This is a genomic window from Nocardia sp. SYP-A9097 (assembly GCF_009649815.1).
In the GTDB taxonomy this organism is placed as follows: Bacteria; Actinomycetota; Actinomycetes; order Mycobacteriales; family Mycobacteriaceae; genus Nocardia.
Map to the genome: position 1 here is coordinate 605,086 of NZ_WJIC01000001.1, position 19,370 is coordinate 624,455.

The window sequence follows — 19,370 nt, forward strand, 5'->3', positions numbered from 1 at the left end:
GCGACGAGAACGGAGCGCGCCGTGTCAGAGAGCCCTGCGTCATCGACCCTGCCCCGCCGCCAGCTCGGCCGCTATTTGCGGGACTGGCGGATACAGGCGGGATTGACCATCGCCGAGGCCGCCAAACTCATGGAGTGGGGGGCGAGCACGCTACAGCGGTTGGAGAAGGGCAATGCCGACCGCATCCGCACCATCGATATCCACGAGCTGTGCCGTATCTACGGCATTCCGGCCGAAATCGCGGACGGGCTGAAGGGTTTGGCGCAGCAGGCCGCGGTGAAGAGCTGGTGGCACTCCTACGGCGATCTCATTCCGGAGAACTTCGACATCTATGTCGGTCTGGAGGCATCCGCACAGCAGTTGTCCTGCTACCAATCGGAATTGGTGCCCGGGCTGTTGCAGATCGCCGACTACGCAAGGGCCCTGAACACCCTGGGATACCCGGAAGACACTGCGGCGGAAGTGAATCGGCGCGTCCAGCTGCGCCTGCAGCGGCAGGCGCTGATCACCCGCCGCATGCATCCGGCCACGGTCGCCATGGTGTTGCACGAATCGGTATTGCACCGGTCGGTGGGAGGTGCAAGGGTGATGGCGGCGCAGGTGCGGCACTTGGCGGAGTTGAGTACCAGGCCCAATGTCGTGTTGCGCATCCTGCCCTTTGAAGCCGGTGTCCCCCTGGGACTTTCGACCGGGCCGTTCGTGATTCTCGAGTTCGGGACCGATGGCAAAGGGCAGCCGGTGGAGCCCCCGGTGGTCTATGTGGAGGGGTTCACCGGCGATCTGTATCTCGAAAGACAGGGCGACGTCCAGCGCTATCGCCGGGCGCAGGAGTGCCTGGAACGCTGCGCGCTGGAGGTCCAGGACAGCAGAAACCTGCTGCGGCAGGTGGCGAAGGAGTATGCCGCCTGAGCGGTCAGGCCCGGAGGCGGCAGCGGAGCGTAACCACGCAGGGCTCCGCTCAGGCGAAGAAAGGACGGAGTATGAGTGTGCAGGAACTGGCCGAACTGGCCGGGGCTCGCTGGTTCAAGAGCACCCGCAGTGGCGCGGGTAAGGAATGCGTCGAGGTGGCGTTCCTGAACAATGGGCGGGTGGGTGTGCGGGACAGTAAGAATCCGGCGGGGCCCGCTCTGGTGTTCGGTGTACGGGAATGGGATTCGTTCACCGAATTGATCGTGCGCGATTGATTACCCGCCGCGGTCGGTGAACCTACTGTTCATCGACCGCTCATGCGGAAGATCACGAAACGGCGGCCGTTGTGTATCGAAAACATGTTTGCCAGGGGCGAGCGTGGGTATCCGATATTTCGTGGACCGAGGGCTGAAGAATTCGCGACCCCGGTACCGCAAATTGGGTCCCGACGACTGGATGGAACGGTTGATCGTAGGGATGCTCTTCGCGGTATCGGCGATGGGCATATACGTACTCACCGGAGCATTGGTGTCGGCGGTGGCCGTGGGACTGCTGGTCGGCGCGGTCGCGCTGGCGGTCGTCGCCATGCTGTAACCCTCCGTCGTCCCGGCATGCTTTTGGCCGGGATCCACACTGCAACTGTGGATCCCGGCCAAAGGACATGCCGTGGCGGCGAGGTTCAGCGGCGGAAGAGCTTGTTACCCAACCAGACCAGCGGATCGTACTTCTGATCGGCCACCCGCTCCTTGAGCGGGATCAGCGCATTGTCGGTGATCTTGATGTGCTCCGGGCATACCTCGGTGCAGCATTTGGTGATATTGCAGAGTCCGAGCCCCGCCTCGTCCTGTGCGAGTTCGCGCCTATCCGCCACATCGAGCGGATGCATTTCGAGCTCCGCGATCCGCATGAGATACCGCGGCCCCGCGAAGGACTCCTTGTTCTCCTCATGATCACGAACAACGTGACAGGTGTTCTGGCACAGAAAGCATTCGATGCACTTGCGGAATTCCTGCGACCGCTCCACATCCCGCTGCTGCATGCGGTAGTCGCCCGGTTTCAGATCCACCGGCGGTGTGAAGGACGGAATCTCCCGCGCCTTCTGATAATTGAACGACACATCGGTGACCAGATCCCGGATCACCGGGAAGGTGCGCAACGGCGTCACGGTAATGACGTCCTCCGGCGTGAACGTGGACATGCGGGTCATGCACAGCAGTCGTGGCCGCCCGTTCACCTCCGCCGAACACGATCCGCACTTGCCCGCCTTACAGTTCCAGCGCACGGCCAGATCCGGGGTCTGGGTGGCCTGCAGGCGGTGGATGACATCGAGTACCACCTCGCCCTCGTTCACCTCGACGGTGAAGTCCTGTAGTTCACCGCCTTCGGTGTCACCGCGCCAGACCTTGAATTTCGCGTCGTAACCCATGACTATTCCGCCTCTCCGGCGCCGTCCCGCACGGGCGCGAGTTCGGGAGTGCTGTAATACTTTTCGAGTTCGTGTACGTCGAACAGCCGCATCAGGTCGGTTCGCATGGGCGGCTGTTCCTCGGGCGTGACGGTCACCGACGGCACCGAGAAGCCGATATCGTCCGGATCGATCCGGCAGACCAGCAGCTTGTGCCGCCACACCGGATCCATGCCGGGGTGATCATCGCGGGTGTGGCCGCCGCGACTCTCGGTGCGCTGCAATGCCGCCTGCGCGACACATTCGCTGATGAGCAGCATGTTCCGCAGATCCAGGGCCAGATGCCAGCCGGGATTGAATTGTCGATGCCCCTCGACGAGGACGCCGTCGTAGCGGTCCCGAAGTTCCGACAGCTTCTCGATGGCCTGCTTCAGCTCACCTTCCTTGCGGATGATGCCGACCAGATCGTTCATGGTCTGCTGCAGATCCATATGCATGCTGTACGGGTTCTCGCCGGTGCCGTCGGTCGGCGGATCGAACGGCGCCACAGCGGTTTTCGCGGCCGCGGCGATATCGAGATCGGAGATCTTGGGCCGACCGGGCAGCTGCTCCACATAGTTGGCCGCGCCCAGTCCCGCGCGCCGGCCGAACACCAGCAGGTCCGAGAGCGAGTTGCCGCCCAGTCGATTCGAGCCGTGCAATCCCGCGGAACACTCACCCGCGGCGAACAATCCGGGCACGGTCGCCGCACCGGTGTCCGGGTCGACCTCGATGCCGCCCATGACGTAGTGGCAGGTCGGACCGACCTCCATGGGCTCCTTGGTGATGTCCACATCCGCCAGTTCCTTGAACTGGTGATGCATGGACGGCAGCCGTTTCACGATCTGGTCGGCGGGCAACCGAGACGAAATATCCAGGTACACACCGCCGTGCGGGGTACCGCGGCCCGCCTTGACCTCTTCGTTGATGGCGCGGGCCACCTCGTCGCGGGGGAGTAGGTCAGGGGTGCGACGGGCCGCGTCGTTGTCCTTGAGCCACAGGTCGGCCTCCTCCTCGGATTCGGCATACTGGCCCTTGAACACCGGCGGGATGTAGTCGAACATGAAGCGTTTGCCGTCGGTATTGGTGAGGATGCCGCCGTCACCACGCACGCCCTCGGTGACCAGGATGCCCTTCACGCTGGGCGGCCAGACCATTCCGGTCGGATGGAATTGCAGGAACTCCATATTCGTCAGCGTCGCGCCCGCGCGCAGGGCCAGCGCGTGCCCGTCGCCGGTGTACTCCCAGGAGTTCGAGGTCACCTTGTAGGACTTGCCGATTCCGCCGGTCGCCAGCACCACGGCGGGCGTCTCGAAGAGGATGAACCGCCCCGATTCGCGCCAGTAGCCGAAGGCCCCGGAGATCTTGTCGCCATCCTTGAGCAGCTCGGTGATGGTGCATTCGGCGAATACCTTGATGCGCGCCTCGTAGTCACCGGTGGCCGCGAAGTCCTCCTGCTGCAGCGAGACGATCTTCTGCTGCATGGTGCGGATGAGTTCGAGCCCGGTGCGGTCACCGACGTGCGCGAGCCGCGGATAGGTGTGACCGCCGAAGTTGCGCTGGCTGATCCGGCCGTCCTTGGTCCGATCGAACAGCGCCCCATAGGTTTCCAGCTCCCACACCCGGTCGGGAGCCTCCTGCGCGTGCAGTTCCGCCATCCGCCAGTTGTTGAGGAACTTGCCACCGCGCATGGTGTCCTTGAAGTGGGTCTGCCAATTGTCCTTCTCATTGGCATTGCCCATGGCGGCCGCGCAGCCGCCCTCGGCCATGACGGTGTGCGCCTTGCCGAACAGCGATTTACACACCACCGCCACCGACAGGCCGTGTTCGCGGGCTTCGATGACCGCGCGCAGTCCGGCGCCGCCCGCACCGATCACCACGACGTCGTACTTGTGCCGTTCGACTTCAGGCATGGAACCGAATACTCCTGACAGACTTGGGGATTGGGGTCGGCTGGATCAGCCGATGAGGCGCAGGTCGCTGATGGTGCCGTGCGAGACCAACATGATGTAGAAGTCGGTGAGCATCAGCGTGCCGAGCGTGGTCCAGGCCAGCAGCATGTGCCGGGTGTTCAACGCGGACACCTTGGTCCAGAACCAGTAGCGCACCGGATGCGCGGAGAAGTGCTTGAGCCGTCCGCCCGCGATATGCCGGCAGGAGTGGCAGGACAGCGTGTACGCCCACAGCAGCAGCGCGTTCGCCGTGATGATGATGGTGCCCAGGCCGATGCCGAAGCCACCGTCCTTGGCGTGGAACGAGATTGCCGCGTCATAGGTGTTGATCACCGCGATGACGGCCGCCACGAAGAAGAAGTAGCGGTGCGCGTTCTGGATGATCAGCGGCAGCTGGGTCTCGCCGGTGTACTTGGCGTGCGGTTCGGCAACCGCACAGGCCGGCGGGGAGAACCACACCGCGCGGTAGTAGGCCTTGCGGTAGTAGTAGCAGGTGAGCCGGAACAGCAACAGGAACGGCAACACCAGGAAGCCCAGCGGAATCCACATGGGCAGCTCGCCGATCGGTGTGCCGAGATGCGAAGACCCCTCGACACACGACGCGCTCAGGCACGGCGAGTAGAACGGCGTCAGATAATGGTAGTCGTTCACCCAATACGCCCCGCGCGCAAAGGATCTCACGGTGGCATAGATGACGAAGGTGCCCAGGCCCAGCACGGTGACCAGCGGTGGAACCCACCAGCTGTCGGTCCGTAGGGTGCGCGCGGAGATGGCCGCGCGACCCTTGCTGAATACCCCGGTCGTGTTCGATTCAGGACCCTTGACTGGTGCGGCGCTCACTGCTGGATGCCTCGCTGCTCTACCCCGTGGAACGTCATCGTTACCTCCGGCATCGAATGTGATGGTGAGCACCCTACGACAGGGCAGCTATCACTCGAGCTCGGTACCGCGAATTCGTGATCGCGTGATTTGCGCCACAATCACGTTATTTCACGGCCGGTCGTTTGATTGGTGAACAAACGGCTAACTCGCGAAGCGGCCTCGATCGCACCAGGATTCGGACACCCCCGCGAACAAGTGGCGCGCGGCCCTCCATTTTCCGTTCGCGGACCGTCACACAGCAGCAACACGACTGTGGGACCTTGCCCTGAGCTAGACACCCCACCAGGGGGGCCGGTGCAGAGCTCGAAGGGAGCCGGTTGATGAGGAGAGCCGCGATCGTGATGCCGATGCGCACACCCGTCGGTCTGCCGGGCGGGGCGCTGGCGGCGGTAACGCCGCAGCGACTGGTCTCGACAGTGCTGAGCGCGGTGGTGGGCCGGTCGGGGATAGACCCGTATCGCATCGAACAACTCGTCACCGCGGTCTCCGACCACCGCGCGGTGCGCGCCGCCATCCCGCTCTCGGGCCTACCCCCGTCCATCGGTGAATTCCCCATCGGCGGCGGTCCCGGCGGTGGCCTGCGCGCCCTGATCACCGCCGCCATGATGGTGCAGACCGGTGCGGCCGATGTGGTGCTGGCGGTGGGAGCCGAATTCCCCGGTGCCCCTGCGCAATCCGGAGAATCGGGTCCGCACGGACCCGGGCAGCGCGGGCGGGGACCGCTCGGCGCGGGACCATTGCCCGACGGCCCGCGCGGCGGTGCGCCGGTCGGCGGGGGACCCGCGTTCGGCGGCATAACCCTTGCCGGACTACGCAATTCCGGCCCGTTCGCGAATGGTCAACAGCTCGGCGCGGATACCGGCGAGCAACTGGCGGTCTGGGCGGCGGCCGAATCCATGCGTGGCGCAGGCGAATCCAAGTACGCCGAGCTGCTCGCCCAGCACTACGGCATTTCCCGGCGGGACGCCGATGAATTCGCCGCGGCCAGTCATCGCCGGGCGGCGCGGGCACGGCGACAGGGCATCTTCGGCGCGGAGACCGCGCCGGTGGTGGTGAACGCGGTACCCGAGGACGCCAATTCCGGTGTGGTGCAACTGGTCGACCGCGATGAGGGCCTGCGCGACGATGTCTCGCCGCGCGCCTTCGCGGTACTGGAACCGTTCCTGCCCGGCGGTGTGACCACCGTCGGCAACAGCAGCACCCGCACCCTCGCGGCGTCGGGCTGCCTGGTGGTGGCCGAGGACCGGCTGGTGGATCTGGGCCTGGAACCCATGGGTTATCTCGTCGGCTGGGCCTCGGCCACCGGCGAATTGGAGAGTGCCGTGCCCGCCGCCGGTCAGGCCATCGCGAAATCCTTGGCGCGCAGCGGTTTCGAATTGGACGAGGTGGATCTGCTGGAGATCGACGAGTCCAGCGCCGTGGAGGTGCTCGCGCTGACCCGGCTCTGGGAGCGTGAGGGCTGGGAGTTCGATCCCGCCGAACGCCTGAATGTGCACGGCGCGGCCATTGCCCTCGGTGATCCGGGCGGCGCCGCCGGCCTGCGCATGGTCACCACGCTGCTGCACGAATTGGCCCGCCGCGAAGGCGGTTACGGCTTGGCGGCCATTCCCACCGGCCCGTCGGAGGCCCTCGCCGCCGTCTTCGAATCGGCCTACACCGAGCAGATGGCTCCGACTCCGCGCGGCGCGCGATTCCACGGTGCCCGCCCGCCACGACGTTTCGGCAGGCATCGCTCCGGGTCGTGAGCGCAACGCGCCGATCGTTGCCACCGGTGCGGATCGTGCGCCAGGGCCGATCGCGCACACACTCCTGCCCTGGGACGTCGGTGTCCCGGGCGGGAGCTCAATTGCCCCGTACCCCGATGCGGGGCGGTGCTACTTGGTGCGGGGGCGGGAGTGGAAGCCGAGGCCCTCGTCCTGTGCACCCATCCAGGCCGCCTCGTCATGCTTGGCGTCCGGGACGTAGATGGGCTCCTGCTTCCCGCGCGGTGTCTCCGGCGGCGGGGCCTGCTCGAACTCGTCGGCATCTATGACGAGCCGGTCCAAATCGTTCTCCAACCGGCGCACCGAACCGGTCTCCCCGTAGTGGGAACGCAATGCGCTGACGCACTGCCGGAGCTGGCCGACCGTGTAGCGGAGTTCCGCAATCTCGCTGCGTGTCATCGAAAGCCTCCTCGAGCCGTGTGACAGACCACACAATATGATCTACAACACAGTACGTGAAGATACTCTGTTCGTCTCGTCGCAGAGCAATACTCGCTGGTGGGGGGCGTGGCCCCGGGTCTCGGTTCAGCCCGCGATGGCCAACTCCGGGCCGCACTCCGGTTCGTGTCCGCGGGGTCGCTCGCCCGGGTTCGCCAGCGCCGCCAGGGCTCGATCCACCAGGGTCGCGATGGCCGCCGCGACCTCCTGCGCGCGCTCCATGATCACGCTGTGCCCGGCCCCGTCCAGGCGCACCAGCTCCACATCGTCGAGCTGCGACGCCAGCACCACCGAGTGCGCGAACGGGATCACGACGTCCGCCGAACCGGCGAGCACCAGCGCCGGAATCGCGCCCAGGCGATGCAGGGTGGCGGTCTCGTCGAAGCGCATGAGCGATTCCAGGAAGCTCGCCATGGTCAGCAGTGAGGTCTCGTTGAGCATGGCCGTCGCCACCGCCAGCACCCGCGGGCTCACCTTGCGGGTGCCCAGGGACGCCTCTCGCATGATCGGCTCGAAGATGTGCCGGGTGAAGTGTTTCGAGGCCGCCATGGCCCGTGGGGCCCGGCGTACCGCCACCCGCAGCGAGGTGACCGCCGGGCCGTTCAGCAAGCGCCCCAGGCCGACTCGCGTGACGCTGTTGGCCGCGCCAGCGAGCAGGCCCACCCCGGCGATGCGGGTGCCGATGGTCTCCGGGAAGAGCCGGGCGTAGGCCAGGATGGTCATGGCCCCCATCGAATGTCCCACCAGCACAATCGGACCCGTGGGCGCGACCGCCCGCAGTACCGCGTCCAGGTCCAGCGCCAGCTGATCGATGGTGTACGTCGCCGGATCGGCCATACCCGAATTGCCATGTCCGCGATGGTCGTAGAAGACCATGTGCGCGTCCTCGCCCCAGCGCGGTTGCAGATATCCGCGCAGCAACTCCCAGGATTCGGTGCGCAGGCAGTGCCCGTGCACGAATACGACGGTCAGGGGTGCGTCGGCGGGGCCGAATTCGCGGACGGCAATGGGCACGCCATCATCCGCGGTGACGGTGAGGTGGTGTCCGTCGTGGTCTGCTGCGCGGGTGCGAGTGGACATGACGTGCTCCTGGAGAGTTCGCCTTTTGCCCGGTTGTCGATGGATATTGCCGCTCTGTTAGCAGTTCACACCCGATGTTATGGACAAGTTGTCCAACTGACGCCGTCGATCTATCCCGCCGCCGATCGGCGTATCTACAGAAATCTAGTGTCAGTACTAGAAAGCTGTAGATAGCCCTCGCGAGGGGTTCTTGCAGAAATCTGCCTCTATCTAGCTGGTGAGCTAGATAGAGGCAGATTCGTATCGACTCGACTACATGCCCGCCGTCGCCTTCGTCGACGGCAGGAACGGCCGCAGCAGGTTCTGCTCCGTCGATGCCCCGAGCTCCCACTCGGAGATCCACGGCCCGGTACCTTCGCTCGGATCGAGCGCACCGCTCTCGAGGAACCTGTAGCGGCCGTCGAGAATGCCCCGGGTCAGCTCGGTATCGGCGTCATCGGTGTTGTCCCACAGGGATTCGAACAATTTCTGCACCCGAATCCGCGACTGCCGGCAGAACACCTCGGCGAGCTCCTCGGCCGCCACCCCGTCGGGATCGCCTGCCACCCGCAGGGATTGGGCCTTCACACAGGCGGCCGAGATGGCGAACAGCTCCGCGCCGATATCCACGATACGACCCAGGAAGCCCTGCTTGTACTCCAATTTCGCCTGCCAGCGCGCCATTCCGTACGTGAGCGCCCGGGCCTGCTTGCGCGACATGCGCTCCACGAACCGCATATGCCTTGCCAGCGGACCGAATTCGCCGAAGGTGGCGGGCACCGTGCCGGAGCCGACCGTCAGTTGCGGGAACCACTTGGCGTAGAAACCGCTCGCACCGACCGCCGCCTTCGCCTTGTCCTTGAGCTCGGCATTGCGATCCACCAGCGCGCCCGCCGCCGACATATGCGCATCGGCCATCTCGCGGGCGATGAGCAGCCGCATGATCTCGCTGGAGCCCTCGAAAATGCGGTTGATGCGCAGATCTCGCATCAATTGCTCAGCGCCCACGGCACGTTCGCCGCGCGCGGCCAGAGATGCCGCGGTCTCGTACCCACGTCCGCCGCGTATCTGCACCAGTTCGTCCGCGATGGTGCAGGCCATCTCCGAGGCCCACAGTTTGGCCAGCGCGGCCTCGATGCGAATGTCATTGCGGTTCTCGTCGCACATGGTCGCCGACAGATCCAGGACGGCTTCGAGGGCGAAAGTCGTTGCGGCGATGAAGGACAGCTTCGCCCCGACCGCCGCGTGCTCACCGACCGGGCGGCCCCACTGCACGCGGGTGCCGCTCCACTCGCGGGCGATCTTGAGCGACCATTTGGCCGCCGCGGTGCACATGGCCGGAATCGCGAGGCGGCCCGCGTTCAGCGTGGTGAGCGCGATCTTGAGCCCGTCACCCTCGCGGCCGACCAGATTGCGCTTGGGTACCCGCACATTGTGCATACGGGTGACGCCGTTCTCGATGCCGCGCAGGCCCATGAACGAGTTACGGCGCTCCACAGTGATTCCCGGGCTGTCCGCCTCCACGATGAACGCGGAGATACCGCCGCGATGCCCCTCGCTCCGGGGCACCCGGGCCATGACGACCAGGAGTTCAGCGACCACGCCATTGGTGGTCCACAGCTTCACGCCATTGATCTCGTAGGCCTCACCGTCGGCGGTGGGGGTGGCGGTGGAGGCCATGCGCGCGGGATCGGAGCCCACATCGGGTTCGGTGAGCAGGAATGCGCTCACCGCGCCTTTGGCGCAGCGCGGCAGGAACTCTCTCTTCTGCTCCTCGGTACCCGCCAGTTTGAGCGGCTCCGGAACGCCGATGGATTGATGTGCCGAGAGCAGCACGCCCAGACTGGCATGCGCGGAGCCGACCAGCATGAGCGCGCGGTTGTAGCCGACCTGGGTGAGGCCGACACCGCCGTACGACTCCGGAATCTTGAGGCCGAAGCAGCCGAGTTCGGCGAGCCCGCGCACATATTCGTCCGGAATGCGGCCTTCGGTCTCGATGCGCTGGCCGTCGATGGTCTCGCAGAAGGCTTGCAGCCCGGTGAGGTAGAGATCCATCTTGGTCTGATCCGCCGGACCTGGCTTGGGGAACGGATGGATCAGGTCGAGGCGGAAGCGGCCGAGGAACATCTCCTTCGCGAAAGAGGGTTTGGCCCAGTCGGTTTCGCGAGATTCCTCGACAAGTGCCCTGGCCTGCTCTTCGGTGGCGTCGACTTTCGCTGTGGTCGCCATTGCGTCCTCCTCGGAGGTGATCGGAATCACATTCGAGTGTAGAAGTCTTTGTTACCCACCGGTAGGGGTTACTGGACTCCGCGCAGATATCGGCCGAAATGCGGCACCGTGAAACCGATCGTTCCGCGCTCCGCGGAGTAGATGAGCCCCTTCTTGATGAGGCCGTCCCGGGCAGGGGACAGGGACGCCGGCTTGCGAGCGAGTTCGCGGGCGACGGCCGCTGTGGAGACCGGACCGTCGTCACCGGCGAGATCGGCCATGGCCCGCATATACTCGCGCTCGGCCGGGGTCGCCCGCTCGTATCGGGAACCGAAGAAGCCCACCGCCAGCTCCTCCTCCGCATGCGGTGCGGCCACCGCCACATCCTCTTCGCTGATCGGGCTCTGCGCCGCCGCGTCCCAGGTCGCCTTGCCGTACGCCTGCACGAAATACGGGTAGCCGTCGGCCTTTTCGTAGAGCGCGTCCAGGGCCGCCGCGCTGTACTTCACATCCTCCCGATCGGCGGGAGCCATCAGCGCGTGGTCCGCGGCCGCCCGATCCAGGCGGTCGATGCGGTGATACGAGAACAGGCGTTCGGAGTACGACTTGGAGGCCGACAGGACGGCGGGCAGATGCGGCAAGCCCGCGCCGACAACGATCAAAGGTGCTGCGTCCTGGCTCAATTCGTGGCAGGCCCCGCAGATGGCGGAGATGTCCTGCGGACCCAGATCCTGCATCTCGTCGATGAACAGCGCAATGCCGACGCCTATGTCGCGGGCAAGTTGCGCGGCCTCCAAAAGCAGCTCTACAAGATCGATTTCGATATCCCCGGAATCGGCGCGACCGGTCACCGCGGGTACATCTATGCCCGGATTCCAGCGCTCCCGCATACCCTTGTCGGCGGTCGATCGCAGGGCGAAAGCCTTGAGAATTCCCAGGAAATCGTCCACCTGCTCCGGATTGCGGTGTGCCACAGCGATGGAACGGACCGCCATGTGCAGCGCCGAGGAGAGTGGCCGCCGCAAGTCCTGATCCGGGCGTGCCTCGAGTTTGCCGGTACCCCAGCCGCGGGTGCGCGCGGCCGAGCGAAGTTGGTTGAGTAGCACCGTCTTTCCGACCCCGCGTAAACCGGTGAGCATGACGCTGCGCTCCGGGCGAGCGCGGGCGATGCGCTCCAGCACGATGTCGAAGGCGTCCAGCTGCCGATCGCGGCCCGCGAGTTCGGGTGGGCGCTGTCCGGCGCCCGGGGCGTACGGATTTCTGACCGGGTCCACGCGACGACCGTAGCGCCAAAATCCAGGAATATCCGGGCATCTACCGAAGCCCCTAGACGGACCAATGAACCGGCATTCATACGCCTGTCCGTCACCGACACGACCGGTTGTCCGTTTTGTCGGAAGTGGGTGTTCGCTTCGGACCCGTTGTCGCGCTTGCGCCCTCGCTACCCTTATGGCTGGTTCGCAGCTGTTCAGGTAGGGAGGGTTCATGTCGGAGGAAGCCCCGTCCACCGTCGCCGAGGTGGTCGAGTCCTGGACCGTACCCGCCGAGGCGGTGGTGGCCGCCCGTATTCGCAACAACATCCTGGTGGCCATCGAACGCGGTTACGACGACCCGCAATTGGTCGCCGATCTCGCGGTCGGCCCTCTCGTCATGGCCCTGGGTCAACTCGAGGTCGAACTCGCCGACGCGCGCCGCCGCATTGCCGACCTGGAGCGTGTGGTGCAAGCCGGCAGTTGAAAGTCCCTGCCCACCTGCGCTCCCGAGCACGTGGCAGCGCCACCCGTACCCTGCACGAGTTGTTTGCCGAATGCGAGTTTGCCAAAAAGTAACCGGGATTTCGATCGCGTATATCTTCCCGTGATCCGGCGTGGCGAAGCCGAATTCGTGTATCTGCCGGGAGATTTGCGGTTTATCACGTGACGCGCCGCGTGTGGGGTGGACAACACGGGCTGGCAGTCGTAATCTCTTCGTGACTTAGCGGAGTCTGTCGCTTCATCGGAGAGGCGGCCCGCGATGTTACCGGCTAGTCGGCGACGAACCTCAGAAACGTTCGTCAGCGAATCGGGATGTAAGCAAGATCGGAGAGTGCGGCTCGGTGGGTAAGCACAGCATGCAGCGGGAATCTCGGGTACCGAATTCCGTGAAGGGCGCCATCGTCATGGGCGCTATGGCAGCAACGACAACCGGCGCGTTCCCGGCGATTACCGCCCAGGCCGCCAGCGTCGACATCCCCGGTATCGGGAATTTCGACGTACCGGACGATTTCGCGCCACAGGTGCAGCAGTTCAACCAGGCGGTCAAGGACTTCCAGACCAACGGCATCCCGCAGGTCGGTGTGAATCCGTCCCCCGGCGCCAATGGCTTCCAGCTTCCGGAGCTGTTCCCGCAGAAGCAGAACGGCCCCGCGCAGATCGCTCTCGAGGCCGCGCAGACCAAGGTCGGCGCGCAGTACTCCTGGGGCGCCACCGGCCCGTTCAGCTTCGACTGCTCCGGTCTGGTGCAGTGGGCCTACAAGCAGGCCGGAGTCGAACTGCCGCGCACCAGCTTCGAGCAGTCGCACGTCGGCGCGCCCGTCGCCTTCCAGGACCTGCAGCCCGGCGATATCGTCATCACCAATGGCGGCGGACACGTCGGCATGTACGCCGGTGACGGCAAACTGCTGAACGCGGTCCAGACCGGCACCCCCGTCTCCTACACCCCGCTGCGCCCCGACATGGTTGTCACCGCGCGTCGCATCAACGCATAAGCCACACGTATCGTGTAGCTCGTGACGTCAGCTCTTCCGAGCGAACCGGCCCAGGCCCGAGTTGATTCTTGGATCTGGGCCGTTCGTCTTTTCAAGACCAGGTCCGCGGCCGCAACCGCCTGCCGCGCCGGACATGTGCGCGTGAACGGCGTCGCAGTGAAGGCGGCGCATCCGCTCAAACATGGTGACGAGATCCGCGTCCGGGTGGCCGGTGCCGAGCGCATAGTCGTGGTGCAGCGACTGCTCACCAAGCGGGTGGGTGCGGCCGTGGCCGTGCTGTGCATGATCGACAAGAGCCCGCCGCCGCCGGATCCGATCGTGGTCGCCACCCTGCCCCAGCGGGATCGCGGCACCGGGCGTCCCACCAAACGTGAACGCCGCGAAACGGATCGGCTGCTCGGCCGCGAGAACTGAACCGCGCCGCCGGAATTACGCGGGCCCCGGCTGTTCGCTCACCGCGCCGCTACCGCGGAACGGACCGCGGCGCGATTCGCGGCCAGCGCCGTCGCCAGGACCGTCACAAGTGCGCCCAGCATGATGGCGGCGGGTTCACCCGGCTTCAGTACGTGCAATTCGGTGCCGACGGTGACCGCCGCGACCGGCACCCCGATCTGCGCGGCGGCCATGGCTCCGAACACAATCGGCTGACCGGTGATCCGCATGGACGTATGCGCCAGTAGTGCGGTCGCCCCCAGCGCCAGGCCGAGCAGGATGAGCCACGGGTGATCGCCGAACTCGCGCAGATTCAGGCGCGCGCCCAGCCATACGAAGAACAGCGGCGTCAGGAAACCGTCGCCGATCGCGAAGAGCTGCTTGGCCACCCGCCGCGGCTCACCGATGGCGGACACCACGAGGCCGAGCGCGAAGCCCGCCAGCATGATCGACACATGCGTCCGGGTCGCCAGCGCGCACAGCGCGAACAACAGCACCAGACTCACCCGCAGTTCGAGCGCGAACCCGCGCTGCTCGGACACCTTGTGGAACCGATGTCGCAGCCCGGAATCGCCCAGATACTTCAGCCCGAAGTACAGCACCACCGCGACCGCCGACACCGCGAGCGCACCCAGCGCCGCCCGCCCGGCGTTGGCCGGATCGATTACCAGCGGCAGCGCCACCACGCACGCCGCATCGGCGATCGCGACCTGAGCGGTCAACTCCAGCACCGATTTTCCGGTCAAGCCCTGCGAATCGAGAATGGGTAGCACCAGCGCCGCCGACGAGGACGCGATGAGCACCGCGTACAGCGCCCCGTGCCCGGTATCGAACATCGCGGCCACACCCTGCCCGGCGGCAACGGCGAGCACACCCACCAATCCGGCGCGCATCGCACCGCGCCCCAGCGCCGACCGAATGGTCGAATCCCGCATGGGCACATGGGTACCCGCCACGAACATGACCACCGCGAACCCGATATCGGCGAGGAAGGTGAACGTCCGGTCCGATGGGTGCAGCACCCCGAAACCCGTGCTGCCGAACAGAATTCCCGCCAGCAGCTCACCCAGGATGACCGGCACATGCCATTGCGGCCGCCACGCCAGGATCGGCCCGGTCATCCCGAGCAGCACAATGAGCGAGAGCAGTTCGAACGTCACGGCGGCGCCTCGGTCATTGCGTCATCATTCCCACGTGACCGGCGCGCCACCTTCCGACACGCGGGACAGCGGCTGCCATCCCACCCCCGAGAATCCGATGGTGAAATCCGTGGGATCGGCCGCGGTCAGCTCCACGAGATTGGTGGCCGCCACCCGATGCAGTTCCCTTCCGGCAAACACCACGCCGCGAATCGGCGACCCGCACTCACGGATATCCTGCAGTGCCGCAGCCAGATCCGCGCGATCGGCGGCATCGCTGCGGACGACCACGATCCACTCCTCCATGCCTTCGAGCGGCTCGGGCAGCGCGCGAGGGGTCCGGGTCAGCACCACGACATCCCGCGCGCCGGCCTCGAGCAGCCAGCGCACCACCAGCGCCCCCGAGTCCCCGAGTCCGCCCGCCACCACATAGGTGCCCTCCGCCCGAATCCGTACCTCGGGCATGGCCACGCCGACGCCCTGCATCGAAACCCTTCGGCCCCAACGCCTTTCCGGCGGTGCGACCGTCAGTGCGCCGAGTGCGGACCAGTCGATCCGCCGTCCCTCCAGGTGCAGCAGACCCAGCGCGCGCAGCAGACTCGTCGCCTCGTCGACCCGGGACCCGACCGCATACGTGGACTCCCGAAAGGTCACCTGCTCCCGGACGGCGGCCGTCAGCACCCCGTGCGGACCCACCTCGATCACGGTCGAAATACCCGCTGCCACAGCGCGTTCCAGCGCCGCTCCGAGCTCCACCGGACCGGCGGCATTCGCGCCCCAGTAGGCCGCGTCCATGCGTGGTTCCGCACCGGCGCTCATGACCCCGTTCGCGTAGGGCCGATCCGATGAATGGACGGCGATATTCGAATGCTCCGCGCGCTCCATGCCAGGGGCGGCGGAGGACGGGCGGGCAAGGTTCGCTCGGTCGTCGTTGTGTGGCTCGCCGATCACCGCGCCGCGTCGCGTGGTCGAGAATATCGGCAGCTCCGCGCGCCGCGCCGGGATGTTGCCGAGCTCCGAAACCAACTGTGGCGCAAGGGCTTGGGCGCGCGGGGCATGCGGCACTGTAATGGCTCCGGCGGCGGCACTGTCCGCGGTGATCCGCTGCGCGAAGATCGCCCGCCGATGTGCGCGCCGTACCAGTGCGTCGATATAGCGCGGGTCGCCCGAGACCGTGATCGAGGTCGGTCCGTCGACCGCCGCCACGCCGACCGCCGCCCGCATGGGATCGATCAGGCGCTGTACCTCGGTGGGCGTGGCCTCCAGCACGGCGGCGGCACCGTCCTCGCCGATCTTCGACAGCAGCCGGCCGCGCGCCACCACCACTCGCGCCGCGACGGCCAGCGATATCGCGCCACCCACCACCGCCGCCGCGAGCTCACCGACCCCATGTCCCGCAACGGCATTCGCCCGCACGCCCCACCACGCGAGCAGTTCCGCGAGCGCCACCTGAAACGCGAACAGGGCGGGCTGTGCGAACTCCTGTCCGGGCTCCCCGGGCCCGAATCCATTGCGCGGGGTCCACACTCGCGGCCCACCGGCCTCCACCACGGCATCGGTCGCCTCGGCCAGGGCCGTCGCGAAGACCGGATATCGCGCCGCCAGCCCGCGTCCCATGCGCGCGTGCCCGCCGCCGCCCGAGAACAGGAACAGCAGCCCGCCCGTGCGCGTCTCGGCGGTGACCCCGACGACTTCGCCGGTCTCGTCCGGGCCGCTGCCCTCGGACCGTGCGGAGCCCATGACGTGCCGCACCATCTCCCCTGCCACGCCGCACGAATTGGTCGCCGCCGCAGAGTCATTCGGCCTACTCGCCGCGCCGGGCCGCGCTGCCGTGGCGGCATTCGAGCCACGGTGCGGTGTGGCGAGTGCGGTACCCGCCATGGCGGTGAGCTGGGTGGCCAGTAGGCGGAGTTGAGTCGCGGCATCGGTGACGTCGTGGGCCAGGATGGCGGCTCGGATGCGGTCGGGGGTGCGTCGGGCCACGGCCGCGGCGAAATCGCGCAGGGTGGGGTAGGAGGCCACCTCGGCCGCGTAGCGGCGCGCCAACTCGTGCAGGGCGTCGAGGTCTCGGGCGGACAGCGGGATGAGAAGCGGTGGTTCGGTGGCACGCGCGGGCTGGGCTCGTTGTACGGCAGTGCTTTTCGGGGCCTCAGCGGGACTGTGCACGGTTATGTGGGCGGCGGTGTCATCCGGGTGCGGGAAACCCATTCCGGCGCCGCTGAATTCGGCGTAGCGGCGGGTGCCGGTGCGCAGGGCGTCCTGCGTACGCTGCAGGATCAGGACGGCGGCGTGACCGGTCTCGGCTATGGCAATCGTCGAAAAGCCCTGGGGGAGCGTGCCTTCCGTGAGCAGCGTGAGGTCTGCACCACCCGCTATGACGAACGGCACGGATTCGTCGGCGAGCAGGCGGACCGCGGTATCGACCGCCACCAGCGGTGCGGTGCGGTCACTCGCCACCAGCAGGCTCGGGCCGTGCAGGTCCAGGGTTCGGGAGAGTTGGTGGGCGATATTGAGTGCGGTGGAGCCGAATGTTGTTGCGGTGCCGAAGACCACGCCCGCGCGTGAGCCGGGGGAGAGGTAGCCCAGGCCGGAATCGTCGAGGGCCTCGACCGCGAGTTCCAGGGTGACGCGCTGGCGCGGATCGAGTGCGGCCACCTCGTGTTCGGCGAGCGCGAACCAGTCGTTGTCGAAGGCGGTACCCGTCGACCGGTAGCCGACACCGACGATCGACACCTGGGAACCGGGTGCCTGATCGTTCGATGCTGTCGTACGCTGCCGCACAGGAAAATCCTCCCCGTGGTCCGGCGACGTGTGCGCCGGGGTACCTTCGGCGATTCTGCCGAACTTTCGCCTCGCCCAGAATAGCTTTCGCGCAGGTGGGTCGTGACCAACCGCAGCCCGCCACCCATGACCATGGGTGGCGGGCCGGGTGGCTCCGGAGCAGCCGGTGCCGGGGAATTCCCTCGGCTACGACGCCTTCGCCGCGTGGAGGTGAATGGGGTGTTCCAGATCGGCCGGTGTGGCGTGCAGGCTGAAGAACCGTAACGCTAGGTTCACGGCGTCTTGTTCGGTGTCGACGCCTGAAATGGCCATGGTCCGCCGTACCGCGTCATCGTCGAGATAGATACGAGTGATTGCCATTTCGGCACCTCCGCCACGTCGGACTGTCGTTAAAGCATGACGTATCGGCGGGCTCCGGACACCCGAAATGGCCAGAGCCCTTGGCAAGTTCTGCCAAGGGCTCTTAGCGAAAATTCTCAAACCGTCTATTGCGGTGGTGAGAAGATTCGGGGTGATCGTCAGGCCAGCATGCTGCCCAGTCGGCCCTTGATCAGGTCCTCGGCCTCGGAGACCATGCGGGACACCAGTTCCGCGCAGGTCGGGATGTCGTCGATCAAGCCCTGGACCTGTCCGGCGGACCAGATGCCGGCATCCAGATCGCCCTCTTCGAAGACACGACGGCCGCGCGCACCGGCGACCAGATCGCGCACATCCTCGAATTTGCCGCCGGCCTTCTCGATTTCGACGACCTTGCGGCTGATCTCGTTATCGGCCACGCGCGCGGTGTTGTGCATGGTGCGGAAGATGAGCTGGGTCGCCCGCTCGGTATTGGCGACGATCTGCTCCTTGACGCTCTGGTGGATGGCCGACTCCCGGGTGCACATGAAGCGGGTGCCCATATTCACGCCGTCCGCGCCCAGCGCCAGCGCCGCGACCAGGCCGCGCGCATCGGCGATACCACCGGAGGCGATGACCGGAATGTCCAAAGCCTTTGCGGCGGCGGGGATCAGGATCAAACCGGGGACATCGTCCTCACCCGGGTGTCCCGCGCACTCGAAACCGTCGATGGAGACGCCGTCGACGCCGATCTTCTGCGCCTTCAACGCATGCCGGACGCTGGTGCACTTGTGCAGCACCTTGATTCCGGCCGCCTTGTAGTACGGCAGAAAGGGTTCGGGATTGGAGCCCGCGGTCTCCACGATCTTCACGCCCGAGTCGATGATCGCCTGCATGTACTCCTGGTACGGCGGCGGGTTGATCGACGGCAGGATCGTCACATTCACACCGAACGGCTTATCGGTCAGGGACCGGGCCTTCTCGATCTCCTTCAGGAGATCCTCCGGGGTGGGCTGGGTGAGCGCGGTGATGATGCCGAGGCCGCCCGCCTCGGACACGGCGGCGGCGAGTTCGGCGCGGCCGACCCACATCATGCCGCCCTGCACGATCGGGTGCTCTACCCCGAAGGTCTCGGTGAACCTGGTACGAAGCATCGGCGCAGTCCTCTCATAGCCTCTCACAACTGGCTTTGATACTCGCATAGTTGCATATGGGGCTTCAACCTCGATGTGAGTCGGAGTTTGCACTTTCGGTGGTGTTCTGGCCGCTTACCTGGGGATA

Annotated in this window: 18 protein-coding genes; 7 read left to right on the top strand and 11 right to left on the bottom strand. The window is 66.3% G+C overall.

The window, feature by feature from the left end:
- Positions 1–21: 21 nt before the first annotated feature.
- The 3 genes from GFY24_RS02735 to GFY24_RS40955 all read left to right on the top strand — a co-directional run bounded on the left by GFY24_RS02735 (position 22) and on the right by GFY24_RS40955 (position 1,503).
- Positions 22–909, top strand: coding sequence for a helix-turn-helix transcriptional regulator (locus GFY24_RS02735; protein ID WP_309230361.1), 888 nt, complete (start codon positions 22–24; stop codon positions 907–909).
- A 71-nt stretch (positions 910–980) separates the two neighbouring features.
- The gene (locus GFY24_RS02740) at positions 981–1,184 is read left to right on the top strand and encodes a DUF397 domain-containing protein (RefSeq protein ID WP_153803304.1); all 204 of its coding nucleotides are present in this window, start codon (positions 981–983) and stop codon (positions 1,182–1,184) included.
- Between the two features lie 181 nt (positions 1,185–1,365).
- Complete coding sequence (locus GFY24_RS40955) at positions 1,366–1,503, top strand: hypothetical protein (protein WP_194852713.1); 138 nt, start codon at positions 1,366–1,368, stop codon at positions 1,501–1,503.
- Positions 1,504–1,588: 85 nt separating this feature from the next.
- Here GFY24_RS40955 and GFY24_RS02745 read toward each other — a convergent pair whose 3' ends face one another.
- The 3 genes from GFY24_RS02745 to GFY24_RS02755 are packed head-to-tail and all read right to left on the bottom strand — an operon-like array spanning position 1,589 to position 5,145.
- Entirely contained in the window at positions 1,589–2,335 is a 747-nt protein-coding gene (locus tag GFY24_RS02745; protein WP_153803305.1) for a succinate dehydrogenase/fumarate reductase iron-sulfur subunit, read from the bottom strand.
- A gap of 2 nt (positions 2,336–2,337) precedes the next feature.
- Positions 2,338–4,266: a fumarate reductase/succinate dehydrogenase flavoprotein subunit gene (locus GFY24_RS02750; RefSeq protein ID WP_153803306.1), complete on the bottom strand. Its 1,929-nt coding sequence runs from the start codon at positions 4,264–4,266 to the stop codon at positions 2,338–2,340.
- Positions 4,267–4,311: 45 nt separating this feature from the next.
- On the bottom strand, positions 4,312–5,145 hold the full coding sequence (locus GFY24_RS02755) for a hypothetical protein (protein WP_309230363.1): 834 nt from the start codon (positions 5,143–5,145) through the stop codon (positions 4,312–4,314).
- A gap of 362 nt (positions 5,146–5,507) precedes the next feature.
- Between GFY24_RS02755 and GFY24_RS02760 the strand changes: the two genes are divergently transcribed.
- Positions 5,508–6,932 (top strand): acetyl-CoA acetyltransferase, encoded by a 1,425-nt coding sequence (locus GFY24_RS02760; protein WP_153803307.1) that lies wholly within the window; start codon positions 5,508–5,510, stop codon positions 6,930–6,932.
- A 129-nt stretch (positions 6,933–7,061) separates the two neighbouring features.
- Here the strand turns inward: GFY24_RS02760 and GFY24_RS02765 are convergent, their stop codons facing one another.
- From GFY24_RS02765 to GFY24_RS02780, 4 genes are all read right to left on the bottom strand, one after another.
- Complete coding sequence (locus GFY24_RS02765) at positions 7,062–7,349, bottom strand: hypothetical protein (RefSeq protein ID WP_153803308.1); 288 nt, start codon at positions 7,347–7,349, stop codon at positions 7,062–7,064.
- A gap of 126 nt (positions 7,350–7,475) precedes the next feature.
- Entirely contained in the window at positions 7,476–8,468 is a 993-nt protein-coding gene (locus GFY24_RS02770; protein WP_153803309.1) for an alpha/beta fold hydrolase, read from the bottom strand.
- Between the two features lie 252 nt (positions 8,469–8,720).
- The gene (locus GFY24_RS02775; RefSeq protein WP_153803310.1) at positions 8,721–10,676 is read right to left on the bottom strand and encodes an acyl-CoA dehydrogenase family protein; all 1,956 of its coding nucleotides are present in this window, start codon (positions 10,674–10,676) and stop codon (positions 8,721–8,723) included.
- A gap of 68 nt (positions 10,677–10,744) precedes the next feature.
- Entirely contained in the window at positions 10,745–11,929 is a 1,185-nt protein-coding gene (locus GFY24_RS02780; RefSeq protein WP_309230364.1) for an ATP-binding protein, read from the bottom strand.
- Between the two features lie 211 nt (positions 11,930–12,140).
- On the opposite strand from GFY24_RS02780, the gene GFY24_RS02785 reads away from it, so the two are divergent.
- The 3 genes from GFY24_RS02785 to GFY24_RS02795 all read left to right on the top strand — a co-directional run bounded on the left by GFY24_RS02785 (position 12,141) and on the right by GFY24_RS02795 (position 13,815).
- Positions 12,141–12,392: a hypothetical protein gene (locus tag GFY24_RS02785; RefSeq protein WP_153803311.1), complete on the top strand. Its 252-nt coding sequence runs from the start codon at positions 12,141–12,143 to the stop codon at positions 12,390–12,392.
- A gap of 358 nt (positions 12,393–12,750) precedes the next feature.
- The gene (locus tag GFY24_RS02790) at positions 12,751–13,401 is read left to right on the top strand and encodes a C40 family peptidase (RefSeq protein ID WP_375335987.1); all 651 of its coding nucleotides are present in this window, start codon (positions 12,751–12,753) and stop codon (positions 13,399–13,401) included.
- Positions 13,402–13,422: 21 nt separating this feature from the next.
- Positions 13,423–13,815 (top strand): S4 domain-containing protein, encoded by a 393-nt coding sequence (locus GFY24_RS02795; protein ID WP_309230365.1) that lies wholly within the window; start codon positions 13,423–13,425, stop codon positions 13,813–13,815.
- A gap of 38 nt (positions 13,816–13,853) precedes the next feature.
- Here GFY24_RS02795 and GFY24_RS02800 read toward each other — a convergent pair whose 3' ends face one another.
- From GFY24_RS02800 to GFY24_RS02815, 4 genes are all read right to left on the bottom strand, one after another.
- Positions 13,854–14,993: a cation:proton antiporter gene (locus GFY24_RS02800; protein WP_309230366.1), complete on the bottom strand. Its 1,140-nt coding sequence runs from the start codon at positions 14,991–14,993 to the stop codon at positions 13,854–13,856.
- Between the two features lie 24 nt (positions 14,994–15,017).
- Positions 15,018–17,753: an acyltransferase domain-containing protein gene (locus tag GFY24_RS43260; RefSeq protein ID WP_153803312.1), complete on the bottom strand. Its 2,736-nt coding sequence runs from the start codon at positions 17,751–17,753 to the stop codon at positions 15,018–15,020.
- Positions 17,754–17,939: 186 nt separating this feature from the next.
- The gene (locus GFY24_RS02810; RefSeq protein ID WP_153803313.1) at positions 17,940–18,113 is read right to left on the bottom strand and encodes a type II toxin-antitoxin system VapB family antitoxin; all 174 of its coding nucleotides are present in this window, start codon (positions 18,111–18,113) and stop codon (positions 17,940–17,942) included.
- Positions 18,114–18,271: 158 nt separating this feature from the next.
- A complete protein-coding gene (locus tag GFY24_RS02815) occupies positions 18,272–19,243 on the bottom strand; it encodes a nitronate monooxygenase family protein (protein ID WP_153803314.1) in 972 nt (323 codons plus the stop codon).
- Positions 19,244–19,370: the final 127 nt, after the last annotated feature.

Bases quoted from the DNA above. Each gene is read 5' to 3' on its own strand.
- GFY24_RS02740 (WP_153803304.1), top strand. From the start codon at position 981: ATGAGTGTGCAGGAACTGGCCGAACTGGCCGGGGCTCGCTGGTTCAAG.
- GFY24_RS40955 (WP_194852713.1), top strand. From the start codon at position 1,366: ATGGAACGGTTGATCGTAGGGATGCTCTTCGCGGTATCGGCGATGGGC.
- GFY24_RS02745 (WP_153803305.1), bottom strand. From the start codon at position 2,335: ATGGGTTACGACGCGAAATTCAAGGTCTGGCGCGGTGACACCGAAGGC.
- GFY24_RS02750 (WP_153803306.1), bottom strand. From the start codon at position 4,266: ATGCCTGAAGTCGAACGGCACAAGTACGACGTCGTGGTGATCGGTGCG.
- GFY24_RS02760 (WP_153803307.1), top strand. From the start codon at position 5,508: ATGAGGAGAGCCGCGATCGTGATGCCGATGCGCACACCCGTCGGTCTG.
- GFY24_RS02765 (WP_153803308.1), bottom strand. From the start codon at position 7,349: ATGACACGCAGCGAGATTGCGGAACTCCGCTACACGGTCGGCCAGCTC.
- GFY24_RS02770 (WP_153803309.1), bottom strand. From the start codon at position 8,468: ATGTCCACTCGCACCCGCGCAGCAGACCACGACGGACACCACCTCACC.
- GFY24_RS02775 (WP_153803310.1), bottom strand. From the start codon at position 10,676: ATGGCGACCACAGCGAAAGTCGACGCCACCGAAGAGCAGGCCAGGGCA.
- GFY24_RS02785 (WP_153803311.1), top strand. From the start codon at position 12,141: ATGTCGGAGGAAGCCCCGTCCACCGTCGCCGAGGTGGTCGAGTCCTGG.
- GFY24_RS02810 (WP_153803313.1), bottom strand. From the start codon at position 18,113: ATGGCAATCACTCGTATCTATCTCGACGATGACGCGGTACGGCGGACC.
- GFY24_RS02815 (WP_153803314.1), bottom strand. From the start codon at position 19,243: ATGCTTCGTACCAGGTTCACCGAGACCTTCGGGGTAGAGCACCCGATC.